The 23,339-nt window shown below is 70.4% G+C and carries 16 protein-coding genes; 5 read left to right on the forward strand and 11 right to left on the reverse strand.

From position 1 onward, the window contains the following. Positions 1-59 precede the first annotated feature (59 nt). Complete coding sequence (locus ACMGFI_RS10360; protein WP_436909432.1) at positions 60-1,376, forward strand: sulfatase family protein; 1,317 nt, start codon at positions 60-62, stop codon at positions 1,374-1,376. A gap of 150 nt (positions 1,377-1,526) precedes the next feature. Here ACMGFI_RS10360 and ACMGFI_RS10365 read toward each other — a convergent pair whose 3' ends face one another. The 5 genes from ACMGFI_RS10365 to ACMGFI_RS10385 all read right to left on the reverse strand — a co-directional run bounded on the left by ACMGFI_RS10365 (position 1,527) and on the right by ACMGFI_RS10385 (position 10,176). Continuing rightward, on the reverse strand, positions 1,527-2,963 hold the full coding sequence (locus ACMGFI_RS10365) for a right-handed parallel beta-helix repeat-containing protein (protein ID WP_436909433.1): 1,437 nt from the start codon (positions 2,961-2,963) through the stop codon (positions 1,527-1,529). 379 nt (positions 2,964-3,342) lie between these two features. Beyond that, positions 3,343-5,904, reverse strand: a complete 2,562-nt coding sequence (locus ACMGFI_RS10370) for a hypothetical protein (RefSeq protein WP_436909434.1) — start codon at positions 5,902-5,904, stop codon at positions 3,343-3,345. 313 nt (positions 5,905-6,217) lie between these two features. Further along, positions 6,218-7,726, reverse strand: a complete 1,509-nt coding sequence (locus ACMGFI_RS10375) for a right-handed parallel beta-helix repeat-containing protein (RefSeq protein ID WP_436909436.1) — start codon at positions 7,724-7,726, stop codon at positions 6,218-6,220. Positions 7,727-7,843: 117 nt separating this feature from the next. Next, the gene (locus ACMGFI_RS10380; RefSeq protein ID WP_436909437.1) at positions 7,844-8,923 is read right to left on the reverse strand and encodes a DUF354 domain-containing protein; all 1,080 of its coding nucleotides are present in this window, start codon (positions 8,921-8,923) and stop codon (positions 7,844-7,846) included. Further along, positions 8,920-10,176, reverse strand: a complete 1,257-nt coding sequence (locus tag ACMGFI_RS10385; RefSeq protein WP_436909438.1) for a nucleotide sugar dehydrogenase — start codon at positions 10,174-10,176, stop codon at positions 8,920-8,922. The genes ACMGFI_RS10380 and ACMGFI_RS10385 overlap by 4 nt, the downstream gene beginning before the upstream one ends. 407 nt (positions 10,177-10,583) lie before the next feature. Here ACMGFI_RS10385 and ACMGFI_RS10390 point away from each other — a divergent pair, with 407 nt between their 5' ends. The 3 genes from ACMGFI_RS10390 (at position 10,584) to ACMGFI_RS10400 (ending at position 14,709) form a co-directional block, all read left to right on the forward strand. Continuing rightward, positions 10,584-11,825 (forward strand): glycosyltransferase family 4 protein, encoded by a 1,242-nt coding sequence (locus tag ACMGFI_RS10390; RefSeq protein WP_436909439.1) that lies wholly within the window; start codon positions 10,584-10,586, stop codon positions 11,823-11,825. A 181-nt stretch (positions 11,826-12,006) separates the two neighbouring features. After that, positions 12,007-13,422 carry a hypothetical protein gene (locus tag ACMGFI_RS10395; protein ID WP_436909440.1) on the forward strand — a complete coding sequence of 472 codons (1,416 nt, stop codon included), beginning with the start codon at positions 12,007-12,009 and terminating at the stop codon, positions 13,420-13,422. Between the two features lie 261 nt (positions 13,423-13,683). After that, positions 13,684-14,709, forward strand: coding sequence for a hydroxymethylglutaryl-CoA lyase-like TIM-barrel protein (locus ACMGFI_RS10400; RefSeq protein WP_436909441.1), 1,026 nt, complete (start codon positions 13,684-13,686; stop codon positions 14,707-14,709). A 31-nt stretch (positions 14,710-14,740) separates the two neighbouring features. Here ACMGFI_RS10400 and ACMGFI_RS10405 read toward each other — a convergent pair whose 3' ends face one another. From ACMGFI_RS10405 to ACMGFI_RS10420, 4 genes are all read right to left on the reverse strand, one after another. Further along, on the reverse strand, positions 14,741-15,928 hold the full coding sequence (locus tag ACMGFI_RS10405) for a carboxylate--amine ligase (RefSeq protein WP_436909442.1): 1,188 nt from the start codon (positions 15,926-15,928) through the stop codon (positions 14,741-14,743). Between the two features lie 116 nt (positions 15,929-16,044). Continuing rightward, positions 16,045-17,142 (reverse strand): GNAT family N-acetyltransferase, encoded by a 1,098-nt coding sequence (locus ACMGFI_RS10410; protein ID WP_436909443.1) that lies wholly within the window; start codon positions 17,140-17,142, stop codon positions 16,045-16,047. Then, positions 17,139-18,764: an alkaline phosphatase family protein gene (locus ACMGFI_RS10415; protein ID WP_436909444.1), complete on the reverse strand. Its 1,626-nt coding sequence runs from the start codon at positions 18,762-18,764 to the stop codon at positions 17,139-17,141. Before ACMGFI_RS10415 ends, ACMGFI_RS10410 begins: the two co-directional genes overlap by 4 nt. A gap of 255 nt (positions 18,765-19,019) precedes the next feature. Next, entirely contained in the window at positions 19,020-19,997 is a 978-nt protein-coding gene (locus ACMGFI_RS10420) for an aldo/keto reductase (RefSeq protein ID WP_436909445.1), read from the reverse strand. Between the two features lie 173 nt (positions 19,998-20,170). Here ACMGFI_RS10420 and ACMGFI_RS10425 point away from each other — a divergent pair, with 173 nt between their 5' ends. Then, positions 20,171-20,764, forward strand: a complete 594-nt coding sequence (locus ACMGFI_RS10425) for a response regulator (RefSeq protein WP_436909446.1) — start codon at positions 20,171-20,173, stop codon at positions 20,762-20,764. Positions 20,765-20,890: 126 nt separating this feature from the next. On the opposite strand, the gene ACMGFI_RS10430 is transcribed toward ACMGFI_RS10425, so the two are convergent. After that, positions 20,891-21,313 (reverse strand): disulfide bond formation protein B, encoded by a 423-nt coding sequence (locus tag ACMGFI_RS10430; RefSeq protein ID WP_436909448.1) that lies wholly within the window; start codon positions 21,311-21,313, stop codon positions 20,891-20,893. Between the two features lie 93 nt (positions 21,314-21,406). Then, positions 21,407-23,326, reverse strand: coding sequence for a beta-CASP ribonuclease aCPSF1 (locus ACMGFI_RS10435; RefSeq protein WP_436909450.1), 1,920 nt, complete (start codon positions 23,324-23,326; stop codon positions 21,407-21,409). Positions 23,327-23,339 lie beyond the last annotated feature (13 nt).

A 23,339-nucleotide genomic window follows, 5' to 3' on the forward strand; every position in this document is an offset into this window, starting at 1 on the left:
GCGCGTATCGGAGCATTACGGCCATCATAGCTATTGGTGCGAGTCCGGTCGGACCGCGTATGGACAGGGATCGGCCCAACGTGTTGTTCGTCTGTATCGACGCGCTTCGCAGTGACTTCGCCTTCGGGGACTACGGGGCCGAGAAACCCCTCTTCGAGTTCCTCGAACGCGAGGGGACGGCGTTCGACACGATGGTCGCCGCGGCGTCGTCGACGACCCCCTGCGTCGCCAGCTACATGACCGGCACGTACCCGCCGGCCCACGGCGTCCTCTCGCTGCGTGACTTCTCGCTCGCCGACGGGGCGACGACGCTCGCCGAGCGGTTCGATGCCGCCGGCTACGACACCGCCGCGTCGGTCACCGGCCCGATCACCAGCGACACCGACCTCGACAGGGGGTTCGACCGCTACGACTACCGCGAGCGGGACACCACCGTCTACACCGACTGGTTCGACGAGTACCGGCGGGAGCTCGCGGACGCGGACGACCCCTGGTTCCGGTACCTCCACCTCTGGGAGGCCCACATCCAGCGGGACCTCCCGCCGGACGCCGACGACGACGCCGTCGACTACGACGAGAGCGTCCGCGGCGTCGCCGAGGAGCTCCAGCGGCTGCTGGAGGTCGTCGACCTGACGGAGACGGTCGTGGCCGTCACCGGCGACCACGGCGAGGCCATCGCCGACGGGACCTACCGCCACCGCGCCTCGATCATCGGGTTCAACCAGGTCCCGATCCCCTTCACCGACAAGCGCGTCCGCAACGTCCGCAGCGACGTGTACGACCAGTACCTCCGCCCGCGCGGCATCGAGACGGAGGACCTCTACAACTCCCTGCGGACGTTCAGCGCCGTCGAGTTCCCCAACGCCTTCCACCGCGTCGGCCACGGCTACCACGTCTACGACTTCCTGACGCGCGTCCCGTTCGCCGTCGCCGGCCCGGGCGTGCCCTCGGCGGGCCGCGTCGGCGACCAGGTGCGCTCGGTCGACATCTACCCGACGTTGCTGTCGGCGGCGGGGCTGGAGCCGTCCGACGAGGTGTCCGGGCAGGACATCCTCTCGGGCGAGATCGAGCACCGCCCGGCCCACGCGCGGGCGGTCGGCGCCTCCGGCGAGCGCGAGCGGTGGCTCGACGCCGTCCGCTACGACGGCTGGAAGTACGTCCAGGGCCGCAGCCGCGAGCTGTGCCAGCTGTTCGACCTCGACTCGGACCCGAAGGAACTGGAGAACGTCGCCGACGACCACCCCGAGGTGGTCGAGCGACTGCGCGGCATCGTCGAGGACCACGTGGCCCGCGAGGCCGAGCTGGGCTCGGACGACATCTCCGAACAGGCCGAACAGCGGATGACCAGCCGCCTGGAGGAACTCGGGTACCTGTAACCGTCACGGCGCGTGGCCCGGCGGCGAGCCGGGCGCGGAGAATCCCGTCGGCGCCGCCGAGCGGCGCCGGTCCCGACCTGAGTCAGTCTGACAGTACCCGGTCGGGCGGTGCGTGGAGGGCCGGGTCAGGGGGTGACGCTCCTGGATCAGCTATCGCGGACAGCCGATATCGTCCGACTGCGGTTCGTCCGGCCCGTAGTGGTTGTCCGACAGTTCGACGTTCGTGAACTCATCCAGGTGCGGCTGGATGACCGACTCCGTGCCGCGTCCCGGGGCCGGCTTCGTCGGGTTGTGGAACCAGTTGTGGTGGATGTCGGCCACGTCCTCGGGCGCCCCGCGGATGCTGACGTGCGATTCGGGGTCTTCCCCGGAGTTCATGTGCTTCGTGGCGACGAACGTGTTGTGGTGGATCTTGAGCGTGGTGCCGCCGGGGCGGTGGGTCCCGACCTGGTAGGCGACGGCCTTGTCGCCGAAGTGGTTGTAGCGGACCTCGTAGCCCATCTCGCCGCGGTTGGCGACCGAGTGGCGGTTGAGGTTGAAGCGGTTGTACTCCACGAGCGTCCCGCCGCCGGTGCCGTTGCAGCAGACGCCGTAGCCGAGGCCGTCCATCGCGTTCGAGTGGATGTGCGAGTGGTGGACGTAGGCCCACTCGGCGAGCTTGACGCCGCAGTAGGTGAACCCGGAGATCTCGACGTTGTCGATCTCGCAGCCGGGGCCCTTGACCGCGAGGCCGCTGTGGACCGGCTCGTCGTGTTCGACGTACTCGGGGTTGGGGCCGGTGACGCGCACGCCCGTGACCCGCACGTTCGCCTGCGGGATGAGCGGCCCCTCGCCGTAGACCTCGTCGACCGTGATCTCCCCGCCGGGGGCGCCGTCGATGCCCCGGTTCGAGGCGAGCGTCACGCCCGAGGGGACCGTCAATTCACGCTGACCGACGTTGATCGTAGCGTCGCCGTCGACGTAGACCACGTCGCCGCTGGACGCGCTTGACAGCGCCGACTCCAGCTCGTCGACGTTCGCGACGACCACGTCGGCGGCCGACTTCGGGACCGTCCGCGGGTACCCCTCGCCGCCGCCGAGCAGGTCCTTCGCCGCCGGCAGCTTCGCGACCGTCCCCTCCTTCGCGAGCGTCGTCGGGTCCAGCTCGATGCCGTCGACGCGGACCACGAACGGTCCCTGCGTCGGCGTGAACGACGTGATCCGACCCTCGAACGTGTAGGCGTCGCGACCCAGACCGACGACCGTGCCGCTCGCGGTCCAGGTGCCGTCGTCGTTCTCGGCGACCGCGTCGTTGCCCTCGGTCGCGCCCTTGACCCGCGAGATCTGCCCGGTGGTCGTCAGCTCGTAGTCGACCGCCCCGCCGCCGGTGCTCGCGACCTCGATCCGCCGCCGGGTCGACCCCGTTCCGTTCCCGTCCCCGCTCTCCTGGGCCCGCCCCGCCCGGGCGAGCAGCGGCGCCGCGGCGACCCCCGCCGCGGCCGTCAGGAACGACCGCCGGCCGAGCCCCCCCGAACTGTCCGGTAAGCTCCGGTTACGGTCGGTTCGCGTGTCGTCGCCGTCTGTGCCATCCTGGCTACCTTGCGCCATATCTCGGTAAGCCCCAGCTTCCGAATTAAGGCTACCTGCGCCCCCGGTACCGGACGGTCGGGTTTCGTCGCCGGTTGCGTACCGATACGCGCCCGATAGTTGCGGGTTGGGGCGTCCCGGCGTAAGCGGCTCCTACCCGACGGCGGGTCCTCCGGGACTGTGGGCCCGCTGGCGTCGATTCGCGGACCGGCGCGCCCGAGCGTGAGAAACGGCCGATTACCGGCGCCGTCGATCCGATGGGGCTGATTACCGACGTTCCGATCGGGCAGGACTGATCCCTCTCGCGCACGCGAGACAGAGAAAAGAGAAGACAGGGAAGGAGAGGAGGCAGAGGGAGACGGAGCCGAGGGAGGAGAAACTGGACCGAGGCCGGCCGTCCTCAGGGACAGCCGATGTCGTCCGACGGCGGCTCGTCGGAGCCGTAGTGGTTGTCGCTCAGCTCGACGTTCTGGAACTCGTCCTCGACGTGGGGCTGGATGACCGACTCCGTCCCGCGGCCGGGGTCGGGCTCCACCGGACTGTAGAACCAGTTGTGGTGGATGTCGGCCACGTCCTCGGGGACGCCGCGGATGCTGACGTGCGATTCGGGGTCCTCCCCGGAGTTGAGGTGTAGCGTCGGGACGAACGTGTTGTGGTGGATCTCGAGCGTGGTGCCGCCGGGGCGGTGGGTCCCGACCTGGTAGGCGACGGCGTCCTCGTCGAAGTGGTTGTACCGCACCGTGTAGCCGGCCTCGCCGCGGTTGGCGACGGAGTGGCGGTTGAGGTTGAAGCGGTTGTACTCGACCAGGGTGTGACCGCCGGTGCCGTTACAGCAGATCCCGTAGCCGAGCCCGCCCATCGCGTTCGAGTGGATGTGCGAGTGGTGGACGTAGGCGGCCTCCTGGAGCTTGACGCCGCAGTAGGTGAACCCGGAGATCTCGACGTTGTCGATCTCGCAGTCGGTGCCCTTGACCGTGATCCCGCTGTGGACCGGCCGCCGGTACTCGATGTACTCGGGGTTCGGGCCGGTGACGCGCACGCCCGTGACCCGCACGTCGTCGCGGATCTGGAGCGGGCCCTCGCCGTAGACCACGTCGACGGTGATCTCCCCGCCGTCGGAGCCGTCGATCCCGCGGTCGGAGGCCAGCGTCACGCCCGAGGGGACGGTGAGTTCCTGCGCGCCGACGTCGATGGTCGCGTTCCCGTCGACGTAGACCACGTCGCCGCTGGACGCGTCCGCGAGTGCGCGCTCGAACTCGCCGCGCGTGGACACCACGAAGTCGGCCTCGGACTCGGGGATCGTGCCCGAGTAGCCGTCGCCGCCCCCGACGAGGGGGCTCGTCGACTGCGTCTCGTAGTCGCTCATGTCGACGACCTCCCCGTCGATCAGCACGTCGGCGTGGTCGACGACCGGTCCGAACGACTCCAGCGAACCCCTGAACGTGAACACGTCGCTGGCGCCGTTGCCGGTGTAGCCGTCGACGGTCCAGGTGCCGTCGTCGTTCTGGGTGACCGAGTCGTTGGCCTCCGCCTGGTCGGGGTCTTTCGTGACCTCGCCGGTGGTCGTGAAGGTGTAGTCGATCTCCGAGGGGTCCTCGGTCGTGCGGATCTCGATCGTCTTCGGCTCCGGGCGGTACTGCTCCAGGTCGACGGGTTCGCCGTCGACGCGGACCTCGACGAACTCCTCGACCGGGCCGAACGACGCCAGTTCGCCCCGGAAGTAGTAGGAGTCGCCGTCGCCGTTGCCGGTGTAGCCGTCGGCGGTCCACGTGCCGTCGGCGTTCTGGGAGATAGAGTCGTTGTTGCCCGCCGAGAGGTTCCCGTTGTCGGTGTCGCGGGTGATCTCCCCGGTCGTCGTCAGCCGGTAGTCGATCTCCGAGGGGTCCTCCGTCGTCACCACCTCGACGTGGTGGCGGTCGGGCGTGAACCGGCTCAGGTCGATGGCCTCGCCGTCGACGCGGACCTCGACGAACTCCTCGACCGGGCCGAAGTCGGCGATCTCGCCCTCGAAGAAGTAGGAGTCGCCGTCGCCGTTGCCGGTGTAGCCGTCGGCGGTCCAGGTGCCGTCGTCGTTCTGGGAGATGGAGTCGTTGTTGCCCGCCGAGAGGTTGCCGTTGTCGGTGTCGCGGGTGATCTCCCCGGTCGTCGTCAGCGTGTAGTCCAGTTCGGAGGGGTCCTCGGTGGTGACGACCTCGACGTGGCGGCGCTGGGGCTCGAACTGGCCCAGGTCGATAACCCGGCCGTCGACGCGGATCTCGACGAAGTCCTCGACCGGACCGAACTCAGTGAGCTCCCCGTCGAAGAAGTAGGAGTCGCCGTCGCCGTTGCCGGTGTAGCCGTCGGCGGTCCAGGTGCCGTCGTCGTTCTGGGAGACGGAGTCGTTGTTCCCGGCCGAGAGGTTCCCGTTGTCGGTGTTTCGGGCGATCTCGCCGGTGGTCGTGAAGGTGTAGTCCAGCTCGGAGGGGTCCTCCGTCGTCACCACCTCGATCGCGTGTTCGTACTCGGAGACGAGCTCGTCGGCCGTCACCGTCTCGCCGTCGAGACGGAGTTCGAACGACCCCGACGCCGTGAACTCGGTCACGCGCCCCCGGACCGTGTAGGCGTCACCGAACCCGTTGCCGGTCTTGCCCGTCGCGGTCCAGGTGCCGTCGTCGTTCTCGGTGACCGAGTCGTTGCGCTCGGCGGAGTTGCGGCCGTTGTCCGTGTCCGGGGTGATCTCGCCCGTGGCGGTGAACTCGTAGTTCACCGAGAGGTCCCCGATCTCGGACGGCGCCTCCGTCGAGATGATCTCGAGCGTCCGCGTCGTCGGCGCCCCGGAGGCCTGTCCGGCCACCAGTGACCCCGCCGCGGCCGTCCCGGTCAGCTTCAGGAACGACCGCCGTCCGACCGGCCCGGTGCCCGACCGATCCCGGTCGGGTAAGTCCTCGATACTGTCCCGTTCGTTCTGGTTCCCGCTCACCATACTCTCCGGTAAGACAAAGCTACCGAGAAAAGGGTACCTGCGGGGAGACTACCCGATACGGCCGGATCGTCGGGGGTTGGATACGATTGCGTACTGGGTGGTTACCAGATAATCGCCGGGGCGGGACGCTCGGTCACGCGGTCGCGGCCCCGAAACCGGGCGACCGTCGGACCGAACGGCCGCCGCCGTCTCGGGAAGCCCCGCCCGGACGGCGACTGGGAAGGGAACACTTACTCCCCGTAAGCGGTCGTTACCGGGCACGAGCGAGCGGACCGCCCGGCGAACCACCGGTCGCCAGTTACAACCGACCGTATCAGTCGTCCGCCGCGGGCTCGGCGCCGTCCGGCGCCGGCGCCTCGATGGTGAGGTTCTGTCGGTTGACGGACGCGTTTCGCGTCCGGATCGGGTCGCCGGTCACCTGGATGGTGGAGTCCGCGATGAGACAGTCCTGGGAGTCCCTGAGCACGATCCCTCGGCGGTCGCTGCCGGACTGTTCGATCCGGCAGTTCCGGACGACCGACTCGGGGCGGTCGGCGAGCCGGATGGCCGCGCCCTCCGCGGCGGAGCCGGTGATGGTGACGTTCTCGAACCGGAGGGGCTTCTCGGTGCCGCCCCGACTCGAGTCGGTCGCGTCGATGGCGTTGTACCCGTCCCTGTCGACCCGGATCTCGGTGTCCCGGACCGTCGAACTGCCGTGCATCGGGTGGTAGGAGATGGCGCCGAACCCCGTGCCGGCGTCCTCGCCGATCCTGATCGTGCAGTTCTCGACCAGCTGGTCGCTCCGGACGCGCAGGCGGATCCCGCGGACGTTCAGGCGTCGCTGGGACGGCGCCGGGGGGACCTTGTCGACGACGACGGTCACGTCCTTGACGGTCGACCCCGTCGAGCCGATGCGGACGTTCGAGATGTTGTTGTTCTCGTAGCGGCCGCCGCGGACGTGGACGGTGCCGTTGTTCCCGGTGTAGCCGTCGATGGTCTGACCGGGCGCCGACGCGTAGAGGCCGTTGTTCGGGAAGTTCGCGATCTCGCAGTCCCGGAACGTCAGCGTGCCCGCGTGGGCCTTGCCGACGAAGATGCCGACGCCGTTGCCGCCGTCGTGGCCGCCGTCCCTGGCGACGATCCGCTCGACCAGCCCCTTCGCCTTCGGGTCCCCGACCTCGAACCGGTAGACGACGTGTTTGTCCTCCTTGTTCCGGTCGGGCAGCGGGCCGTGTGTCCGGAGGTCCCGTGCGACGACGTTCCCCTCGGCGATGACCCGGACGGCGCCGCCGTACCCCGACTCGGTGAAGTCGAACTGCAGCCCGTCGAGCAGGATGTCGTCGACCCCGACGAAGTCGATGAAGTGGTTCCCGATCTCCTCGACCGGGCCGGACGGGACGATGACGCTCTCCTCGTGAGGGATCGAGACGAACCCGAACCGGCTGGTGTCCTCGATCTCCAGGTAGTCGAGGCTGTACCGGCCGGCCGGGAAGTACACGAGCGTGTCGTCCTCGACCACGTCGGTGAGCACGTCGTTGATCGGCTCCGATCCCGTGTTGTCCGCGCCGGCGTCGGCGATGTTGACGATCCTGTCGAACTGGTCCCCGTACTCGGCGACGACCTCGGGGATGGGCGTCGCCGTCGGGGTCCCCGTGGGCGTCGGGCTGTCGGTGGGGGTGGGAGCGGCCGTCTCCGTCCGGGGGTCGACGCGCGTCCCGGGCCCGTCGTCCGTTCCGGTCGCGGTCTCCCGGTCGTTCGAACCACATCCCGCCGCGCCCGCCGCGAGCGCGGCCGCCGCTGTCCCCCTGAGGAACTCTCGCCGTGACAACCGATCTGACGCCATTTGCTCGTTGTTCCGCCCGGGAGTCATTTGTTATGTCTCGTGTATCCGACGTAGGTAGTCTATACCGCGGCGGACCGGGACGGAGAAGAGCGCCGCGCCGGACCGGCTATCCGGCCGCTACTGGCGCTCCGCGAGGGGGTGGGCGACGCCGCGGTCCGCGTCGCCCGCCCGCCCGGCCGCGTCCCCCACCTGCGAGAGGATGACCTCCGTCGTGTCGACGCGCTCGGCCAGCACGCGCTCGCGGCGCTCGGCCCAGTCGGTCTCGTCGTACCCGGCGAGGATGGCGCTCGCGCGTTCGAGCGCCTCGGCCTGGGGGTTGTCGCCCCCGGTCGTGAAGACGAGCCCGTACTCGGCTTCGAGTTCGTCCAGGTAGCCCAGCGTGAGCGAGGAGGCGAACACCGCCGGCGTCCCGAGGACGGCCGACTCGCTGGCCATCGTCGCGCTCTCGCCGACGAACAGGTCGGCGTAGTACAGCAGGTCGTGCATCCGCTCGGGCGCGACGGTGGCGTCGCGGTCCGCGAGCTCCGGCGGCAGGTCGGCCTCGGCGGTGATGCGTACTGTCGCGCCGTGGCGCTCCAGCTCCGCGACGACCTCGCGGGCGTCGCCGAATCCCGCGCCGCCCACGTCGTGGACGGCGTCCCACGCGACCAGCCGGAGGACGACCAGCCGCTCGTCGCGGTCGACGCCCACGTCGTCGAGGACGGACGGGTCGGGGTCGAACCGGTCGGGGTGGAGGTAGGCGAGTTCGTGGTAGCCGGGGTACCTGACCTGCTTGTCGCCGATCTCGTCCGTGTAACACTCCGGCGTGCAGACCCGGTCGGCGAAGGGGAAGGCGAGGCCGTTCTCCAGGGTCGCGTGCTCGGTGTCGCAAAAGAGGACCGACCGGCAGTCCAGCAGCGTCGAGACGTGGGTGATCGCCGGCTCGGAGATCGCCGTTAGCACGTCGGGATCCTCCCGCCAGGCCCGCCGTAGCAGCGCCAGCTCGTACTGCAACTGCGAGCGCGCGAGCGACGGGAGCGAGTCGCTGGCCGGCGCCAGCACCTCGTAGTCGATGCCGTAGGCGTCCAGCAGCTCGGGCGCGACCGCCACGTCGCGGACGAACACCGACACAGCGTGGCCCTCGGCCTCCAGCTCCGCGATCGCGTTGCGGAAGAAGTGGACGTGCGCCGGGTGCTGGATCGTCACGAAGACCTTCATACTCGACCGACGCCCTCGTAGCGGAGCCCCGCCGCCTCGACGGCCTCGGCGTCGAACACGTCCCGGCCGTCGACGACGGCGGAGACGCCCAGCGCCGCGAACCGCTCGGGGTCGAGGCCGTCGAACTCGTCGTGGTCGGTCACGACGACGACCGCGTCGGCCGACTGATACGGCGAGTCGACCGACCGCTCCGCCTCCAGGACCGGGTCGTAGGTCTCGACGTCGACGTCGTACTCGGCGAGCGACTCCCTGAGCGGGAAGTACGGGCTGTTGCGGTCGTCGGCGATGTCGGGCTTGAACGCGCGGCCGAGCAGCAGGACCTCGGCGTCCTGCGGGAAGACGCGCTCGCGGGTGAGCGCGTCGACGGTCAGGTCCGCGACGTACTCCGGCATCTGGTTGTTGATCGTCCGGGCGACGGTCAGCAGTTCGTGGGTGAACCCGGCGTCCTCGGCCTCGCCGATGAGGAGGTGGGGGTCGACCGGGATGCAGTGGCCGCCGACGCCGGCGCCGGGCTCGAACGCCATGAACCCGAAGGGCTTGGTGTCGGCCGCCTCGATGGCCGACCCCGCGTCGATCCCCAGCGAGTCCAGCGAGACCGCGATCTCGTTGGCGAAGGCGATGTTGATGTCGCGGAAGGCGTTCTCGATGATCTTCGACACCTCGGCGATCTCGACGCTGTCGACGGGGTGGACCTCGGCGTCGAGCAGGCCGTCGTAGAACGCCTCGATCCGGTCGCGCCCCCCGTCGGTGAGCGCGCCGACCACGCGCGGGATGCGCTCGAGCGGCCACGCGTCGTTGCCGGGGTCGACCCGCTCGGGCGCGGCCCCGAGGTAGTAGTCGGTCCCGGCGGTCAGCCCGTAGGTGTCGAAGACCTCGGCCAGTTCCCGGCGGACCGTCCCCGGCGGGACGGTCGACTCGACGACGACGAGACAGGGCTCGGACGCCTCGCGGCTCCGCAGCCCCTCGCCGATGGTCTCGGCGGCGGCCCGCAGCGGCGTCAGGTCGACCCGCCGCGCGTCGTCCAGCGGCGTCGGGACCGTGACGATGCAGGTGTCGGCCTCGCTCGCGACCGCGGCCCCGTCCGTGGTCGCGGACACGGACGACCAGTCCTCGACCGCGAGGTACTCCTCCGACTCGATCCGCTCGACGACCTCGGGGTCGATGTCGACGCAGGTCACCGACCGGCCCCGGTCGGCGGCGAGTTCGGCGACTTCCTTCCCGACGAACCCGACGCCGTAGATGCCGATGCTCATACGCCACCCCACCGGGTCGCCCGGGAATGTTATTATCAGCCTACGGACGGGTCTGCGCGGGCGGCGGGCGGCGAGCGGTCGGTATAGCGTCTCTAGAGGCGCCGGCTCGGTCGGTCGGGTTGCGGGTCCGCTCGCGATCGGGCGCGCCCGGGCGGACCGGCGGCTCGGAGACGAGCGCCGCTATTGAGGCCGTTGTCGGGAAGTGGGATCCCCGGGGCAGTGCCGGACATCGGCGGCTCGCCGCGGGCGCGCGGGTTACTCGGCTCTTACTTATTGGGACCGGCGTGGTTCCCTCGGTCGATGCCAGGTATCGCGACATCTCTGACACGCTTCTCGGGTCGGACCCGACGCAGTACTCGGCGCCGCGCGGCCCCGTCCGGCGCCCGTGGGACGGGCGAGCGCGACAGATGAGTTCCCGGTCCCCGAGCACGAGTCGGCGTTCGGTACTGTTCGTCCACCACCGGGAGATCTCCTCGCCGTACAGCGCGACGGTGCCCCACTACCTCGCGCGGGAGGTCTCGCGGTCCCACGCCGTCCACGTCCTCAGCCGCCGCCGGTCGGGCGACGACGAGCACGACGAGTTCCCCGACGACGTGGTCCACCACGAGGTCGCCACCGGGAGCGTCCCGATCCTCTCGGGGCTACTGTTCGTCGCCGTCTCGACGCTGTACGCGGCGGTGCTGGGCGCCCGCTACCGCTACGACGCCGTCTACGCCTTCCAGCAGACGATCATCCAGGGGTGGGCGGCGGCGCGGGCGGGGTCGTCCCGACTCGTCGTCGGCCTCCAGTCGGTGCCGGTGCGACAGAAGCGCGACCTCTCGAACGCGGCCCACGAGCACCGCTCGGTCAGCCGGCGGGTCCGGGTAGTGATGAAGTCCCAGTACGCACGGGCGGTCGGGCTGTTGCTCGGCCGGGCCGACGAGGTCGTCTGTCTCACCGACGGCATCCGCGAGCTGACCGAGCGGGAGTACGGGGTCGACCTCTCGGAGGCCCACGTCATCGGGATGGGCGTCGACACCGAGCGCTTCGACATCGACGCCGACCGCGAGCGCGCTCGCGGGCCCGACGACACGTGGGTGGTGACCTACGTCGGCTCGGTCGGGCCGCCCCGCGGCCTGGAGCACGTCCTCGACGCCCTCGCCGAGACCGACCGCGACGTGGCGCTCCGCGTCGCCGGCGGCGGCGACGACGACTACATGGCCTCGCTGCGCGAGCGGGCCCGCGACCTCGGAGTCGACGACCGGGTCACCTGGCTGGGGATCGTCCCCCACGAGGAGGTGCCGGAGCTCCTCGCGGAGACCGACGTGGCCGTCTCGTCGCTGGCCGACATCGAGTCCTACCGGGTCAGCTTCCCCGCGAAGCTCCTGGAGTACATGGCCGCCGGCTCGACCGTGGTCGCCACGGACATCCCGGCCCACCGCCGGCTGGTCGAACCGGGCGAGAACGGCCTGCTGTACGACGGGACCGCGGCGGGACTCGCCGACGCGCTCGACGACGTGGTCGGCGGGGCGGTCGACCCCCGGGCGCTCGGGCGCGCGGCGCGAGCCACCGCAGAGGCCCACGACTGGGACGCCGTCGTCGCCGAACACGAGGCGGTGCTGTTCGACCGGACCGTCCGGCGACCGCGAACGCGGTCAGTACCCGCGTAGGCGCTCCCCGACCCGTTCGTGCCCCGGGCGGTCGCCCGCCGGAGCGCGAGCGGGCCCGGCGGGTTGGGTCCCCGCTCGCGAGTCGTTCCGGACGCCCTGCCCTCTCCCAGAAGATCGTTAGTCGAGCGCGAACGAACATAGCGGATGCATACTTTACATCGCTCGGCCGCTGGTACGGTGCGTGCTCCGAACTGCCGCATCCGCAATTCTCGCCACGATCGGGGACGCCGGCGACGCGACGGGCTCCGGCCGCGACTCCCGGACGCCGGTCGTCGAGGTCGACTCGGTGACCGCCGACGGCCCCCGCGTCGAGGCGACCCTCTCCTACAGCGACGAGCTGCGGCCGTTCTTCGACGAGTCTCCGTTCTACGTCGAGTACGGCGTCGACGTCTCGGATCTGCCCGAGTCGGTCCTGACGATCCCGGTGCTGGCGCAGGTCTGTCCGGTCGCCTGGACGGTCGGCGCGGACGTGCGCGCCCCGGCGGTCGACCGGCGGTTCCTCGACTCGCTGGAGACCGTCGGCCGGACGCTCTCGGAGATGTACTCCTTCGTCGAGGGCGGCCGGGTCGTCGTCGAGCGGGCGCCCGAGTGGGCCGACGCGGCGCCGGCCGACCGCCGGACGGCCGACGACACCGGGATGCTGTTCACGGGCGGCGTCGACTCCCTGGCGACGTACGTCCGCCACCGCGAGGCCGAACCCACGCTGATCACGGTCCAGGGGTGGGTGGTGGGCGTCGACGAGCCCGACCGCTGGCGGGGGATGCGCGACCGCACGGAGTCGTTCGCCGAGCGGTTCGGCGTCGACGCGCGGTTCGTCCGGTCGAACATGCTGGAGTTTCTCGACACGGCGATGCTCGACGCCAGGTATCGCTCGCGCCACGACGGCGCCTGGTACAGCGCCGTCGGCTGCGGTCTCGGCCTGCTCGGCCTCTGCGCGCCGCTGGCGGTCGCGGAGGGGCTGGGCGAGATCTACGTCGCGGCCTCCGTCTGGGAGGGGATGGAGCCGCCGCCGGTCGTCGACGACTGGGACGGCCGCGCGATGCCCTGGGGTACCCACCCGGACATCGACAACGAGATCGCCTGGGCCGACTCGACGGGCGTCCACGACCTCTTCGAGCTGGAGCGCCAGGAGCGCATCGAGGTGGTCGCCGACCACGTCCGGTCCCGCGACCCGGACCTGCCGGTGTACTCCTGTTCGGCCTCGGAGGCCGCCGACAACTGCGGGCGCTGCGAGAAGTGCGTCCGGACGGCGCTGGGGCTCGCGCTCGCGGGACTGGACCCGGGCGACCACGGCTTCGACGTCGACCGGGCGTCGTTCGAACACGCCGTCGAGCGCTTCGAGGCCGGCGCGTGGCTGAACGACCAGCACGCCCCGTACCACTGGCAGATCTTCCAGGAGCGGATCCCCGAGGGCGCGGACCTGCCCGTGGAGGGGTCCGACGACTTCCTCGCGTGGCTCCGCCGGGCCGACTTCGAGTCGATGGCCGGCCCGCCCGCCCGCGAGCGGCTCGTCCGCACCGCGGCGCGGCACACGCCGTATCCGGTCTACGAGCGGGTCGCGCCGCTCTACGGGACCGTCCGAGAACGGCTCGGTTGACCGTCGAACGGCCCGATTCTCGAACTCCGAGGATGGGGCCGTAACCGGGTTGTACCGCCCGAAAAGTGGACCATAACAATCGGACCGACCGTGGTACACTGTGGCGAACCGCCGCCCCTCGGGGCGGCGTCCACCTACCATGAGTGTGCCACCACGCAGACGACCGCGTCGCCAACACGGACTGTCGCTCGCGAACCGCGCCCCGTCGGTCCGGCGCCGCCCGGAGGGGTCCGCCGGTCCCCGCCCGCCGGCGGAGAGACGATGACGCTCGGCGGAACCACCGTCGTCGAGGAGGTCGTCCGGGACGGCTCCTACGTCAGCGACTTCCGGTTCGACCCCCCGAAGCTGGCCGCGCTGGCCGACCGGGTCGACGACCTGTCGTTCGTCGACCTGCTCGACGTGGGGCCGGGGACCGGGTTCGGGACGACGACCCCCGAACCGCACCCGCCCGACGCCGAGCACCTCCGGACCGTCGCGGAGGCCGTCTCCGACACCGGGCTCACGACGCTGTTGCTGCCGGGCGTCGCCGGCCCGGAGCAGGTGGAGCTGGTCGCCGCCTACGAGTCGGCGTTCGACCTCGTCCGCGTCGGCGTCGACGCCGACGACCCCGTCGCCGCGCGCCCGCTGCTCCGCGAGCTGGCCGACCTCGACACGCGGCTGAGTCTCAACCTGCTGAAGACGTACCTCGTCTCGCCGGCGGAGGCGGCCGACGCCGCCCGCGTCGGGGTCCAGTACGGCGCCGACACCGTCTACGTCGTCGACTCCGCCGGCGGGTTCACGCCCGCGGACGTGGAGGACTACGTGACCGCGATGGCCGACGTGGAGGCCGCAGTCGGCTACCACGGCCACGACAACATCGGGTTCGGGCTGGCCAACGCCCAGCGCGCCGTCGACTGCGGGGCCAGCTACGTCGACGCGTCGCTCCAGGGGGTCGGCCGCAGCGCCGGCAACACCCAGACCGAACTGCTCGCCGGCCGCTACCTCGAGGACGTGTCCCGCGCCGACTGGCGGCGGCTCCGGGAGATCGAGGAGCTGCTGGCGGACGTGTATCCCGACGCCGCTGGCGTCGCCGTCGACGACGTGCTCTACGGGCTCGCCGACTTCCACTCGTCGTTCTCGGACCAGTTGCGCGCGCTCGCCGCCGAGTTCGACGCCTCGTTCGTCGACCTGCTCGTGTTCGCCGCCGAACACGACTGCGCCACCGTCGAGGACGTGCGGAGCGCCTACGAGCGCACCGACGAATCGGCGACCCGCCCGACGGGACTCCAGGAGAGACAGCGCAACTGACCGACCCGGTCGAACGACCGGGGCCGCGTTTTCAGCCCAGCTCGTTCAGCAGGTCGCGGACGAACGGCCGCGGGTCGTCGGCCCGCAGGTAGTCGAACCGGGGATGCTCGCGCAGCGACGCCGCGACCGCGGCGAACGCCTCGCGTCGGTCCGGCCGCTCGACCAGTTCCTCGTCGTCGAACAGGACGCTGTGGAGATAGGAGAGTTCCCCGCGGACGAGGTGACCCGCGGTGCCGACCTCGTAGTCGTCGACGATGCGGTCGCGCTCCCCCCGGGCCAGCAGCCAGTAGTCGTGGGGGAAGTCCGCGCCCGCCCGGACCGAGAACGGCAGCGACGACCACAGCCGCGGGTTGATCTCCATCAGCCGGAACTCGCCGTCGTCGTCGCGCAGGAACTCCACCATCGCCAGCCCGTGCCACTCCAGCTCGTCCAGCAGCGCCCGGCCCGCCTCGCCGAGCTCGGGGATCGACACCGACTCCCGGAAGGAGCTCGGCCCGCCGGCGTAGTTGTACGCGCGGACCTGGCGGTGCTGGAAGGTCCTGACCGGCTCGCCCCCGTCGTACAGCGCGAAGAAGGCGTACTCGTCGGTGGCGGGCAGGAACTCCTGGACGATCGGCGTGTGGCCGTTGTGGCGGCGGATCGTCTCCACGTCGGGCCTGTCGCCGTTGAGGTACTGCGTCGCGGGCGGGTCACGCGAGCGCCCGGGCGGGATGTCGTCGACGTAGGCGTCCGTCAGCAGGGTGTAGCGACCCTTGACGACCCACTCGCGGTCCCAGTCATCGACCTCGTCGAGCAGGCGGGTGTCGGGGACGGCGACGCCGGCCCGCTCGGCTGCGTCGAACAGCTCGACCCGATCCTGGACCCGCCGTAGCCCCTCGGCGGTCGGCCACAGCGTCTCGACGTGGGGTTCGAACTCCTCGCGGTACTGCGCGAGGACGTACACGTCCTCCTCGCGGACGGGCAGTATCGTCAGCACGTCCGGCCGCATCGCCAGGGCGAGCAGGGCGTCCTTGTAGGCGACCAGGTCCTCGCCCGGGTCCGGGACGACGACCGTCTCGCCGGCGTAGCGCGACCGGAAGGCCGCGGCCTCGGCGTCCTCGGAGACGACGACGGTGTGGACCCCGCGCTTCCCGAGCGAGCGGACGCAGGCGACGCTGCTCGGTGCGGCGATGGCCGGGACGACGACCGCGGCGGGCCCGTCGGCTGGGTCGATGCTCATCTGCCCGTCCGTTGTCGAGGGCGTACCGTTAGTATTCACCGCCGGACGCCGAGAAATGGGCGCCTACTCCCCGGAACGGCTCCGTTCAGAACGGCCGCCGTCCGGCGCTCACCCGCTCACTTCCGCCCGAACAGGCTGGTCGCCGCGTTCGCGAGCAGTCGGGTCGACCGCTCGAACCCGTCCCCCCCGTCGCCCACGCCGATGCGGTGGCGCTCGACGCGCTCGTAGGCCCAGCTGGCGGCGTCGTACAGCAGCGGGTTGCTGTGGATCCGGTAGCTGGTCTCCAGTCGCGGGTCGAACTTCGCCTTGTACTCGTTGATCCGCTCGTCGCCGGCGCCGACCATGTCGTAGCGGTCGCGGCCGTCGGCCAGCGCGTCGGTCATCACCGTCCAGTCGAGCAGGTCGTTGACCGGCAGGTCCACGTCGCCGTCGGGGCGGACGCCGCCGAGCCAGCGGTAGGCGGTGTCGTCGTCCGCGACCGCGAGGATGCCGCCGACGAACTCCCCGTCGACCCGACAGACGTACGGATGCACTGACTCCGCCGGCAGCGCCGCGGCCAGCCCCTCGATGAACTCGACGGGCAGCGACACCGGCCGGTCCTGCTCGCGGTAGCGGCGCTGGACCTGGTCGAGGATCGCCGCCACCGCGTCGTCCTCCCGCCGCACGACGTAGTCGGCGTCGTGGTCGGCGGTGACGTTCGACCGGGCGTCGCTGCTGAACCGGCCGAGCAGGTCCTCCTCGTCGGTCAAGTCGACGACGTAGGTGTACTGGGGCTCGGTCGCGTAGCCGTCCCACTGGAACGGGCGCACGTCGTCGTAGCCGGGGCCGGTGTCCAGCCGCGTCAGCGCGGGGTCGACCGTCTCCGCGACGTACTCGAAGCAGCCGTCGAGGAACCGCCGGTGGCGCCGCTCGGCCTTCCGCCGGGAGAGTTTCGCCATGTTCAGCCGCGCCGGGCCGAGGTACTCGACCCACGTGGTCGGCGGCGGGGAGAACGCCGCCCGCACCGGCCCCTTCTCCAGCTCGAACACCGGGAGGATCCCGACCGGCTCCTGGCCCTTGTAGCCGACCAGCGGGTGGAGCTCGGCGCCGGTGTGGTCGGCCAGCCCCTCGACCACCGCCGACCGGTGGAACACCGTCGCCTCCGGAGACCGGTCGACACAGCGGTCCCACTCGTCGAACTCGTCGGCGCCGAGGCGCGTCACGTCGATACTCATCGTCCCTCGATGTACCCCAGGTCTTCGAGTCGCGACTGGACCGCCCCCTCGCGGGTCGGGGCGTCGACCGGTTCCACGTCGGCGTACTCGCGGACGCCCGCCGGCTCGACGACCGGCAGGACGCCGCCGTCCATCCGCTCGGCCCGCGGCAGGTCGAACAGCGCCAAGAGCGTCGGCGCCACGTCGTAGATGTGCGCGCCCGACAGCGACGCCGCAGTGTCGACGCCCTCGCCCGCCACCGCGACGACCCCCTCGCGCTTGTGGTTCCACGGTTCGGACGGCTCACCGAAGGCGTCGTCGGCCAGCCGCGCCGAGAGGAGCTGTTCGAACTCGTGGGGGACGAGAACGATGTCGACCGCCGCCTCGGCAGCGGGCCCCTCGAAGTACGCCTCCCGGGGCTCGACCGCCTCGAAGACGGGGTCGCCGTCGGGCGTCTCCACGCCCGAGAGCAGGTCGATCAGCTCCGAGCGGACCCGATCGTACTCCTCCGGCGGGACCGTCCCCTCGGGTTCACGCCCCTCGACGTTGATCCGGACGCCGAGTTCGCTCCGCGAGCGGACGAACGCCGTCGAGGCGGGGAAGTCGACCTGTTCGGCGCCGGACTCGGCGACCGACGACGGGACGACCCGGCCCACCGCCCCGGTCAGCCCGAGTGCGTCGAGGACGCGGACGACTCGCTGGGTGGTCACGCCGGCGCGGGCCAGCCCGGCCATCGCGGCGTCGAGGGCGCTCCGGTCCACGTCGCCGGTCTCGCCGCGGCGTAGCTTCGAGTCGCGGACGGTCGCCCACGTCGGCATCCCCTCGCCGCCGCGTCTCGTCTCGACGTAGCCGGCCTCGCGGAGGAACTCGTTGACGCGGAACTCGTAGTCGTCGTACTCGCCCATGCCGTGGTCGCTGACGACGACGACGGTGTCGGGGTCGACCCGGTCCAGGACCCGGTCGAGCTGTTCGTCGGCGGCCTCGTAGACGGCCTCGACGGCTTCCCACTCGTCGGGGAAGCGGTGGAAGACGGTGTCGACGACCTGGAACTGGAGGAAGCCGAACTCGGGGTCGAACCGGTCGGCCAGGTAGGTCAAGGCGTCGCCGCGCATTCGGACGACCTCGCGGTGGGCGGCGTAGTCGGTGTCGGCGCCGTCGCCCTCGGCGTCGGGGTATACCCGGTAGTCCCCGACGGCGTCGCGCACGTCGTCGAGCAATCCCTCCGGGTGACAGGGCGGGTCCTCGGGCGCGGTGTAGCCGGGGATCAGCGCGCCGTCGAACGACCGGGGCGGGTGGGTCACCGGGACGTTGACGACGACGCTCCGGTGGCCGGCCGCCGAGAGGTACTCCCAGACCGCCCGCTCGCGCAGGTGCGTGGCGTCGACCACGTCCCACTCGTAGCCGTCGAACGCGAGGAAGTCGAAGAGTCCGTGCTTGCCGGGGTTCGTCCCGGTGTACAGCGAGGGCCACGCGCTGGGCGTCCACGGCGGAATTCCCGACCGCAGCGACCCGCTGGTCCCCCTGTCGAACAGCGATTCGAGTGTCGGCACCTGTCCCTCCTCGAACAGCGGCGCCAGGACCCGCCGGCACGCCGCGTCGAGACCGACGACCAGGCAGTCCATGCCATCCCGATCTGCGACCATATCCCCCCGTTGACAGTAGCCCGGAATTGTAATTGAGTGGGTATCGGTCGCGTCGGGGAAATATCCGGTTTCTTCCGCCCGGGCGGTGCGGAAATCACGCCGCCGGGTCCGTTCGGCCGTGTCCGCGTCCGGTCGGACCTCGGAGCCCGGTCCGACCGGGTAGGCGAATGATATCCTCGTTCAGTTCAGGTTACCGCGGTCCCAGGGGAGGGTCGGCGCCCGCGCGAGTGCGGTCGAGCGGCGCAGCTTCCGCGGTCAGGCCTCGGTCGCCGCGTCGATGCGGTCCCACTGGTCGTCGGACAGCGAGACCTCGATGGCGTCGAGGTTTTCGTCGAGCTGGTCGACGGTGCGGGCCCCGATGATCGGGACGCAGGTGAACCGCTCGTGGTCCATCAGCCAGCGCAGCGACACCTGCGCGGGCGTGGCGTCGACCTCCTCGGCCACGGCCCGGATCTCGTCGAGCACGTCCCAGGCCTGGTCGTCGAGGTACCAGTCGGTGAAATGGTCGTCGAGGTCGCCCCGGGAGCCGTCCGGCGTCTTCACCTCGCCGTCGCCGACGCGCTCGTACTTGCCGGTGAGGAAGCCGCCGTGCAGCGGCGAGTACGGGCAGACCGCGATGTCCTGGTCGGCGCAGACGTCCAGGTACTCCGAGACGGGGTCCCGATACGTCGCCGAGTACTGCGGCTGGGTGACGGAGAAGGCCTCGTAGTTGTTCACGTCGGCCTTCCAGAGGCCCTTCGCGAGCTTCCAGGCGTCGCACGTCGAGATGCCGACGTAGTGGACCTTCCCCTCGCTGATCAGGTCGTCGACGGCCCGCAGCGTGTGCTCGATGGGCGTCTCGTCGTCGAAGCGGTGCAGGTAGAGGATGTCGAGGTAGTCCGTGCCGAGTTTCTCCAGCGACCCCTCGACCTCCGCGCGGACGTTCTTCCTCGAGAGGTTCTCCTGGAACCGGGAGACGTCCGCCCAGTAGCACTTCGAGGCGATGACGTAGTCCTCGCGGTCCCTGTCTTCGAGCCACTCGCCGATCCACTTCTCCGAGCGGCCGCCGCCGTAGCCGTTGGCGGTGTCGATGAAGTTGCCCCCGCGCTCGTCCAGCGCGTCGAGCAGTTCGTGGGCCTGTTCGCGGTCGGTCTCCATCACGCCGCTGTCCTCGTGTTCGAGCCCGAACCGCCAGGTGCCGAGGCAGATGGGCGATACCTCCAGTCCCGTCGAGCCGAGTCGGACGTACTCCATACCGTACCGTGTGACGGCCGCGCCGTAACCGCTTGGGTCCCGGAAGCCCCTTCCGGTCAGGTCCGACCGTTCACACGGATCGCAGGCCCGCGCCGCACCCGTCAACCGAGGACCCGTTGACGGCCGTTCCGAGACGGGGGGGTTTTTCTATCGGAAAATCCTACGTCCGCCCGATGCAGAGTGGGGAGACGGAGTCACTCGACGGGTCCCCGGGCGACGACCCGACCACGATCCTCGTGGTCGACGACGAGGAGGTGGTCCGCGAGTCGTTCGCGCTGTACCTCGAACCGCTGGGCTACGCGGTCCGGACGGTCGACAGCGGCGAGGCCGCGCTGTCGGCCGTCGACGACGACGTCGACATCGTCCTGCTGGACCGGCGGATGCCCGACCGCTCGGGCGACGAGGTGTTAGAGGAGATCCGCGCCCGGAACGTCGACTGTCAGATCGCCCTGGTCACGGCGGTCGACCCGGACTTCGACATCGTCACGATCGACTGCGACGACTACCTGGTCAAGCCGGTCGACCGCGACGACCTGGTCGAGACGGTCGAACGGCTCGAACTGCTCGACGAGTACGACGAGGCCCGGCGCGAACTCAGCACGCTCCGGGTGAAACGCAACGTCCTCGAGGTCGAGAAACACCCCTCGGCGCTCGAGGACAGCGCCGAGTTCCGCCGCCTCCAGGACCGCATCGACGAGCTGGAGGCCGAACTCGACGAGCTCGAGTCCGAGTTCGACGACCAGCTCGGCTACGAGGACCCGAGCTGACCCCGGCGCGGCGCGTCTTCGCGCGGTCCCGTCGTCACTCGGTTCGTCGTAACCAGCCGTGCCGTCACCTGACCGTGTCGTCACCCGGCCTCGCTGTCACCGTTTCACGTCCGCAGGTTCGGACCGTCACCAGTCGCCGACGGACAGCCACGCGACCACCGTCGTGACCAGCGCGAACGCGACCAGCGAGAGGTTCGGGATCGTCAGCCCGACCACGCGCAGTTGCACCGTCGCGCAGCCGCCGAACGCGCAGCGGCCGCCCCCGGCGATCTGCAGCCAGGAGTGGTACGCCGCCAGGGCCGTCCCCAGCGTCGACAGCGGGAGCACCGTGCGGGCGACGCCGGGGCGGCGCTCGACCAGCGCGACGCCGAAAACGACCACCAGCGGGTACATCAGGATTCGCTGGTACCAGCACAGCTCGCAGGGCACGAGTCCGAGCCCCTCGGAGAGGTAGAGGCTCCCGGCCGTCGCGGCGAGGGCGACGAGGGTCCCGGCGGCGAGCGGATACCTGGCGTCGAGGCTGTCGAGACGGGCGAGGGAGGCGCTCACGGACGGCGATGGGCGGGGCAAGGCAAAGTGCGGTTCGGTTCGGCGGACGCGACAGCGGTTCGATCCGGCGGCGCGGCCGGTCGTCGAGCGGCCTCAGACGAACCGGAAGGTCTCGAGGTTCTTCGGGGCGAAGGTGCGCATGTCGAACTCGTGGTACAGCGCCGACGACAGGTCCTGGGTGGAGGACTCGTCGCCGTGGACGCACAGCACCTTCTCGGGGCGGGGGTTCATCGTGCGGACGAAGTTCTCCAGGCCCTGGCGGTCGGCGTGGCCGGAGAAGCCGTCGACCGTCTCGACGTCCATGTTCAGCGAGAGGGTGTCGCCGCGGCCGCCGCCGTCGTTGACGGGGATCTCGTCCCAGCCGTTCTGGATGCGGCGACCGAGCGTGCCCTGGGCCTGGTAACCGACGAATATCATGGTGCCGTCGTCCTGGCCGCCGACGTGGCGGAGCCAGGACATGATGGGGCCGCCCTCGACCATCCCGGAGGTCGAGAGGACGATGCAGGGACCGCCGTCGGCGATCTCCCGGCGCTCGTCCTCGCCGCCGTCGATGTGGTTGAACTGGTCGGCGAGGAACGGGTTCTCGTCCTCGTGGAAGATCCGGTCGCGCAGGTCGTCGCGGAGGTACTCGGGGTAGGTGGTGTGGATGGCGGTGGCCTCCCAGATCATCCCGTCGAGGTGGACCGGCACCTCGGGGATCTCGCCCTCCCGCATCGCCTCCTCCAGGACGAGCATGATCTCCTGGGAGCGCCCGACGGCGAAGGCGGGGATGAGGACCTTCCCGTCGCGCTCGACGGTGTTCCTGATGACCTCCTTGAGCTTGCGCTCGGAGTCGGCCTGGTCGGTCTGGTAGTCGTTGCGCCCGCCGTAGGTCGACTCCATGACGAGCGTCTCGACGCGGGGGAACTCGTTGACGGCGCCGTTGAACAGGCGGGTGTCCTCGTAGTGGATGTCCCCGGAGAAGGCGACGTTGTAGAGGCCGTCGCCGATGTGGAAGTGTGAGATGGCCGACCCGAGGATGTGGCCGGCGTTGTGGAAGGTGAGCTTGATGTCCGGAGCGATGTCGGTCACGTCGCCGTATTCGAGGGGAATGGTGTGTTTGATCGCCTCGCGGACCATCTCGGACTCGTAGGGCGGGGTCCGGCCCTCCTTGGCGGCCACGTCGAGGTAGTCAAGCGTGAGCAGGCCCATCAGGTCCCGCGTGGGTTCCGTGCAGTAGATCGGGCCGTCGTAGCCGTACTTGAACAGGAGGGGGACGAGCGCCGAGTGGTCGAGGTGGGCGTGGGTGAGCACGACCGCGTCGAGCGAACTCGGGCCCGAGCCGAGCGCCTCGGGCACCTGGAGGTAGGGCACCTCGTCCTCGGCGCCGGGCTTGTCGCCGCAGTCGATGAGCACGCGGGTCTCCGGCGTCGAGAGGACGAAGGCGGCGCGGCCGACCTCGCGACAGCAACCGAGCGTCGAGATACGGACCCACTCGTCGTCGGACATCTCCTCGCGGTGGATCTGGCGGCCGATCCGTTCGAGGATGTCCCGGCGGTCGTCGCGTTCCTGCTTGAGGAAGTTGCGGACGTTCTCGACCGTCGAGGACTCGATGGGCGGCGTGCGGACCACCTCGGGCGTCCAGCCGACCTCCTGGGTGATCTCCCGGAGCGTCGAGCCGTGGCGGCCGATGACCACGCCGGGCTTCTGGGCCTCGACGACGACCTCGCCGGTGTCGTGGTGGAAGTCCAGGTCGGTGACGCCGGCCTCCTCGGGGATGATGCTCTCGATGGTCGCCCTGGCGTCGTCGGGCTCGGAGAGTTCGGAGGGGTCGGGCCGGACGGTGATGCGCTTGCGGAGCTTCGAGGCGAGCTTCCGGATCAGGTCGCCGTTGCTCGCGAACTTCTTCGGGTCGCGCGTGTAGACGACCAGCTCCGGCCCCTCGTAGGCGACCTCCGTGATGGAGATGTCGACCGGGACTTCCTGTTCGATCTCTGCTCTGATATCGTCGAGTTGCTTGTCTACTTGACTCATAGCTGCGAAAACA

The organism is Halosimplex marinum (assembly GCF_051414075.1).
GTDB classification, from domain to species: Archaea; Halobacteriota; Halobacteria; order Halobacteriales; family Haloarculaceae; genus Halosimplex; species Halosimplex marinum.

Coding starts and splice junctions, on each gene's coding strand:
- ACMGFI_RS10390 (WP_436909439.1), top strand. CDS start 10,584: ATGAGTTCCCGGTCCCCGAGCACGAGTCGGCGTTCGGTACTGTTCGTC.
- ACMGFI_RS10410 (WP_436909443.1), bottom strand. CDS start 17,142: ATGAGTATCGACGTGACGCGCCTCGGCGCCGACGAGTTCGACGAGTGG.
- ACMGFI_RS10375 (WP_436909436.1), bottom strand. CDS start 7,726: ATGGCGTCAGATCGGTTGTCACGGCGAGAGTTCCTCAGGGGGACAGCG.
- ACMGFI_RS10370 (WP_436909434.1), bottom strand. CDS start 5,904: ATGGTGAGCGGGAACCAGAACGAACGGGACAGTATCGAGGACTTACCC.
- ACMGFI_RS10360 (WP_436909432.1), top strand. CDS start 60: ATGGACAGGGATCGGCCCAACGTGTTGTTCGTCTGTATCGACGCGCTT.
- ACMGFI_RS10435 (WP_436909450.1), bottom strand. CDS start 23,326: ATGAGTCAAGTAGACAAGCAACTCGACGATATCAGAGCAGAGATCGAA.
- ACMGFI_RS10420 (WP_436909445.1), bottom strand. CDS start 19,997: ATGGAGTACGTCCGACTCGGCTCGACGGGACTGGAGGTATCGCCCATC.
- ACMGFI_RS10415 (WP_436909444.1), bottom strand. CDS start 18,764: ATGGTCGCAGATCGGGATGGCATGGACTGCCTGGTCGTCGGTCTCGAC.
- ACMGFI_RS10365 (WP_436909433.1), bottom strand. CDS start 2,963: ATGGCGCAAGGTAGCCAGGATGGCACAGACGGCGACGACACGCGAACC.
- ACMGFI_RS10385 (WP_436909438.1), bottom strand. CDS start 10,176: ATGAGCATCGGCATCTACGGCGTCGGGTTCGTCGGGAAGGAAGTCGCC.
- ACMGFI_RS10400 (WP_436909441.1), top strand. CDS start 13,684: ATGACGCTCGGCGGAACCACCGTCGTCGAGGAGGTCGTCCGGGACGGC.
- ACMGFI_RS10405 (WP_436909442.1), bottom strand. CDS start 15,928: ATGAGCATCGACCCAGCCGACGGGCCCGCCGCGGTCGTCGTCCCGGCC.
- ACMGFI_RS10425 (WP_436909446.1), top strand. CDS start 20,171: ATGCAGAGTGGGGAGACGGAGTCACTCGACGGGTCCCCGGGCGACGAC.
- ACMGFI_RS10380 (WP_436909437.1), bottom strand. CDS start 8,923: ATGAAGGTCTTCGTGACGATCCAGCACCCGGCGCACGTCCACTTCTTC.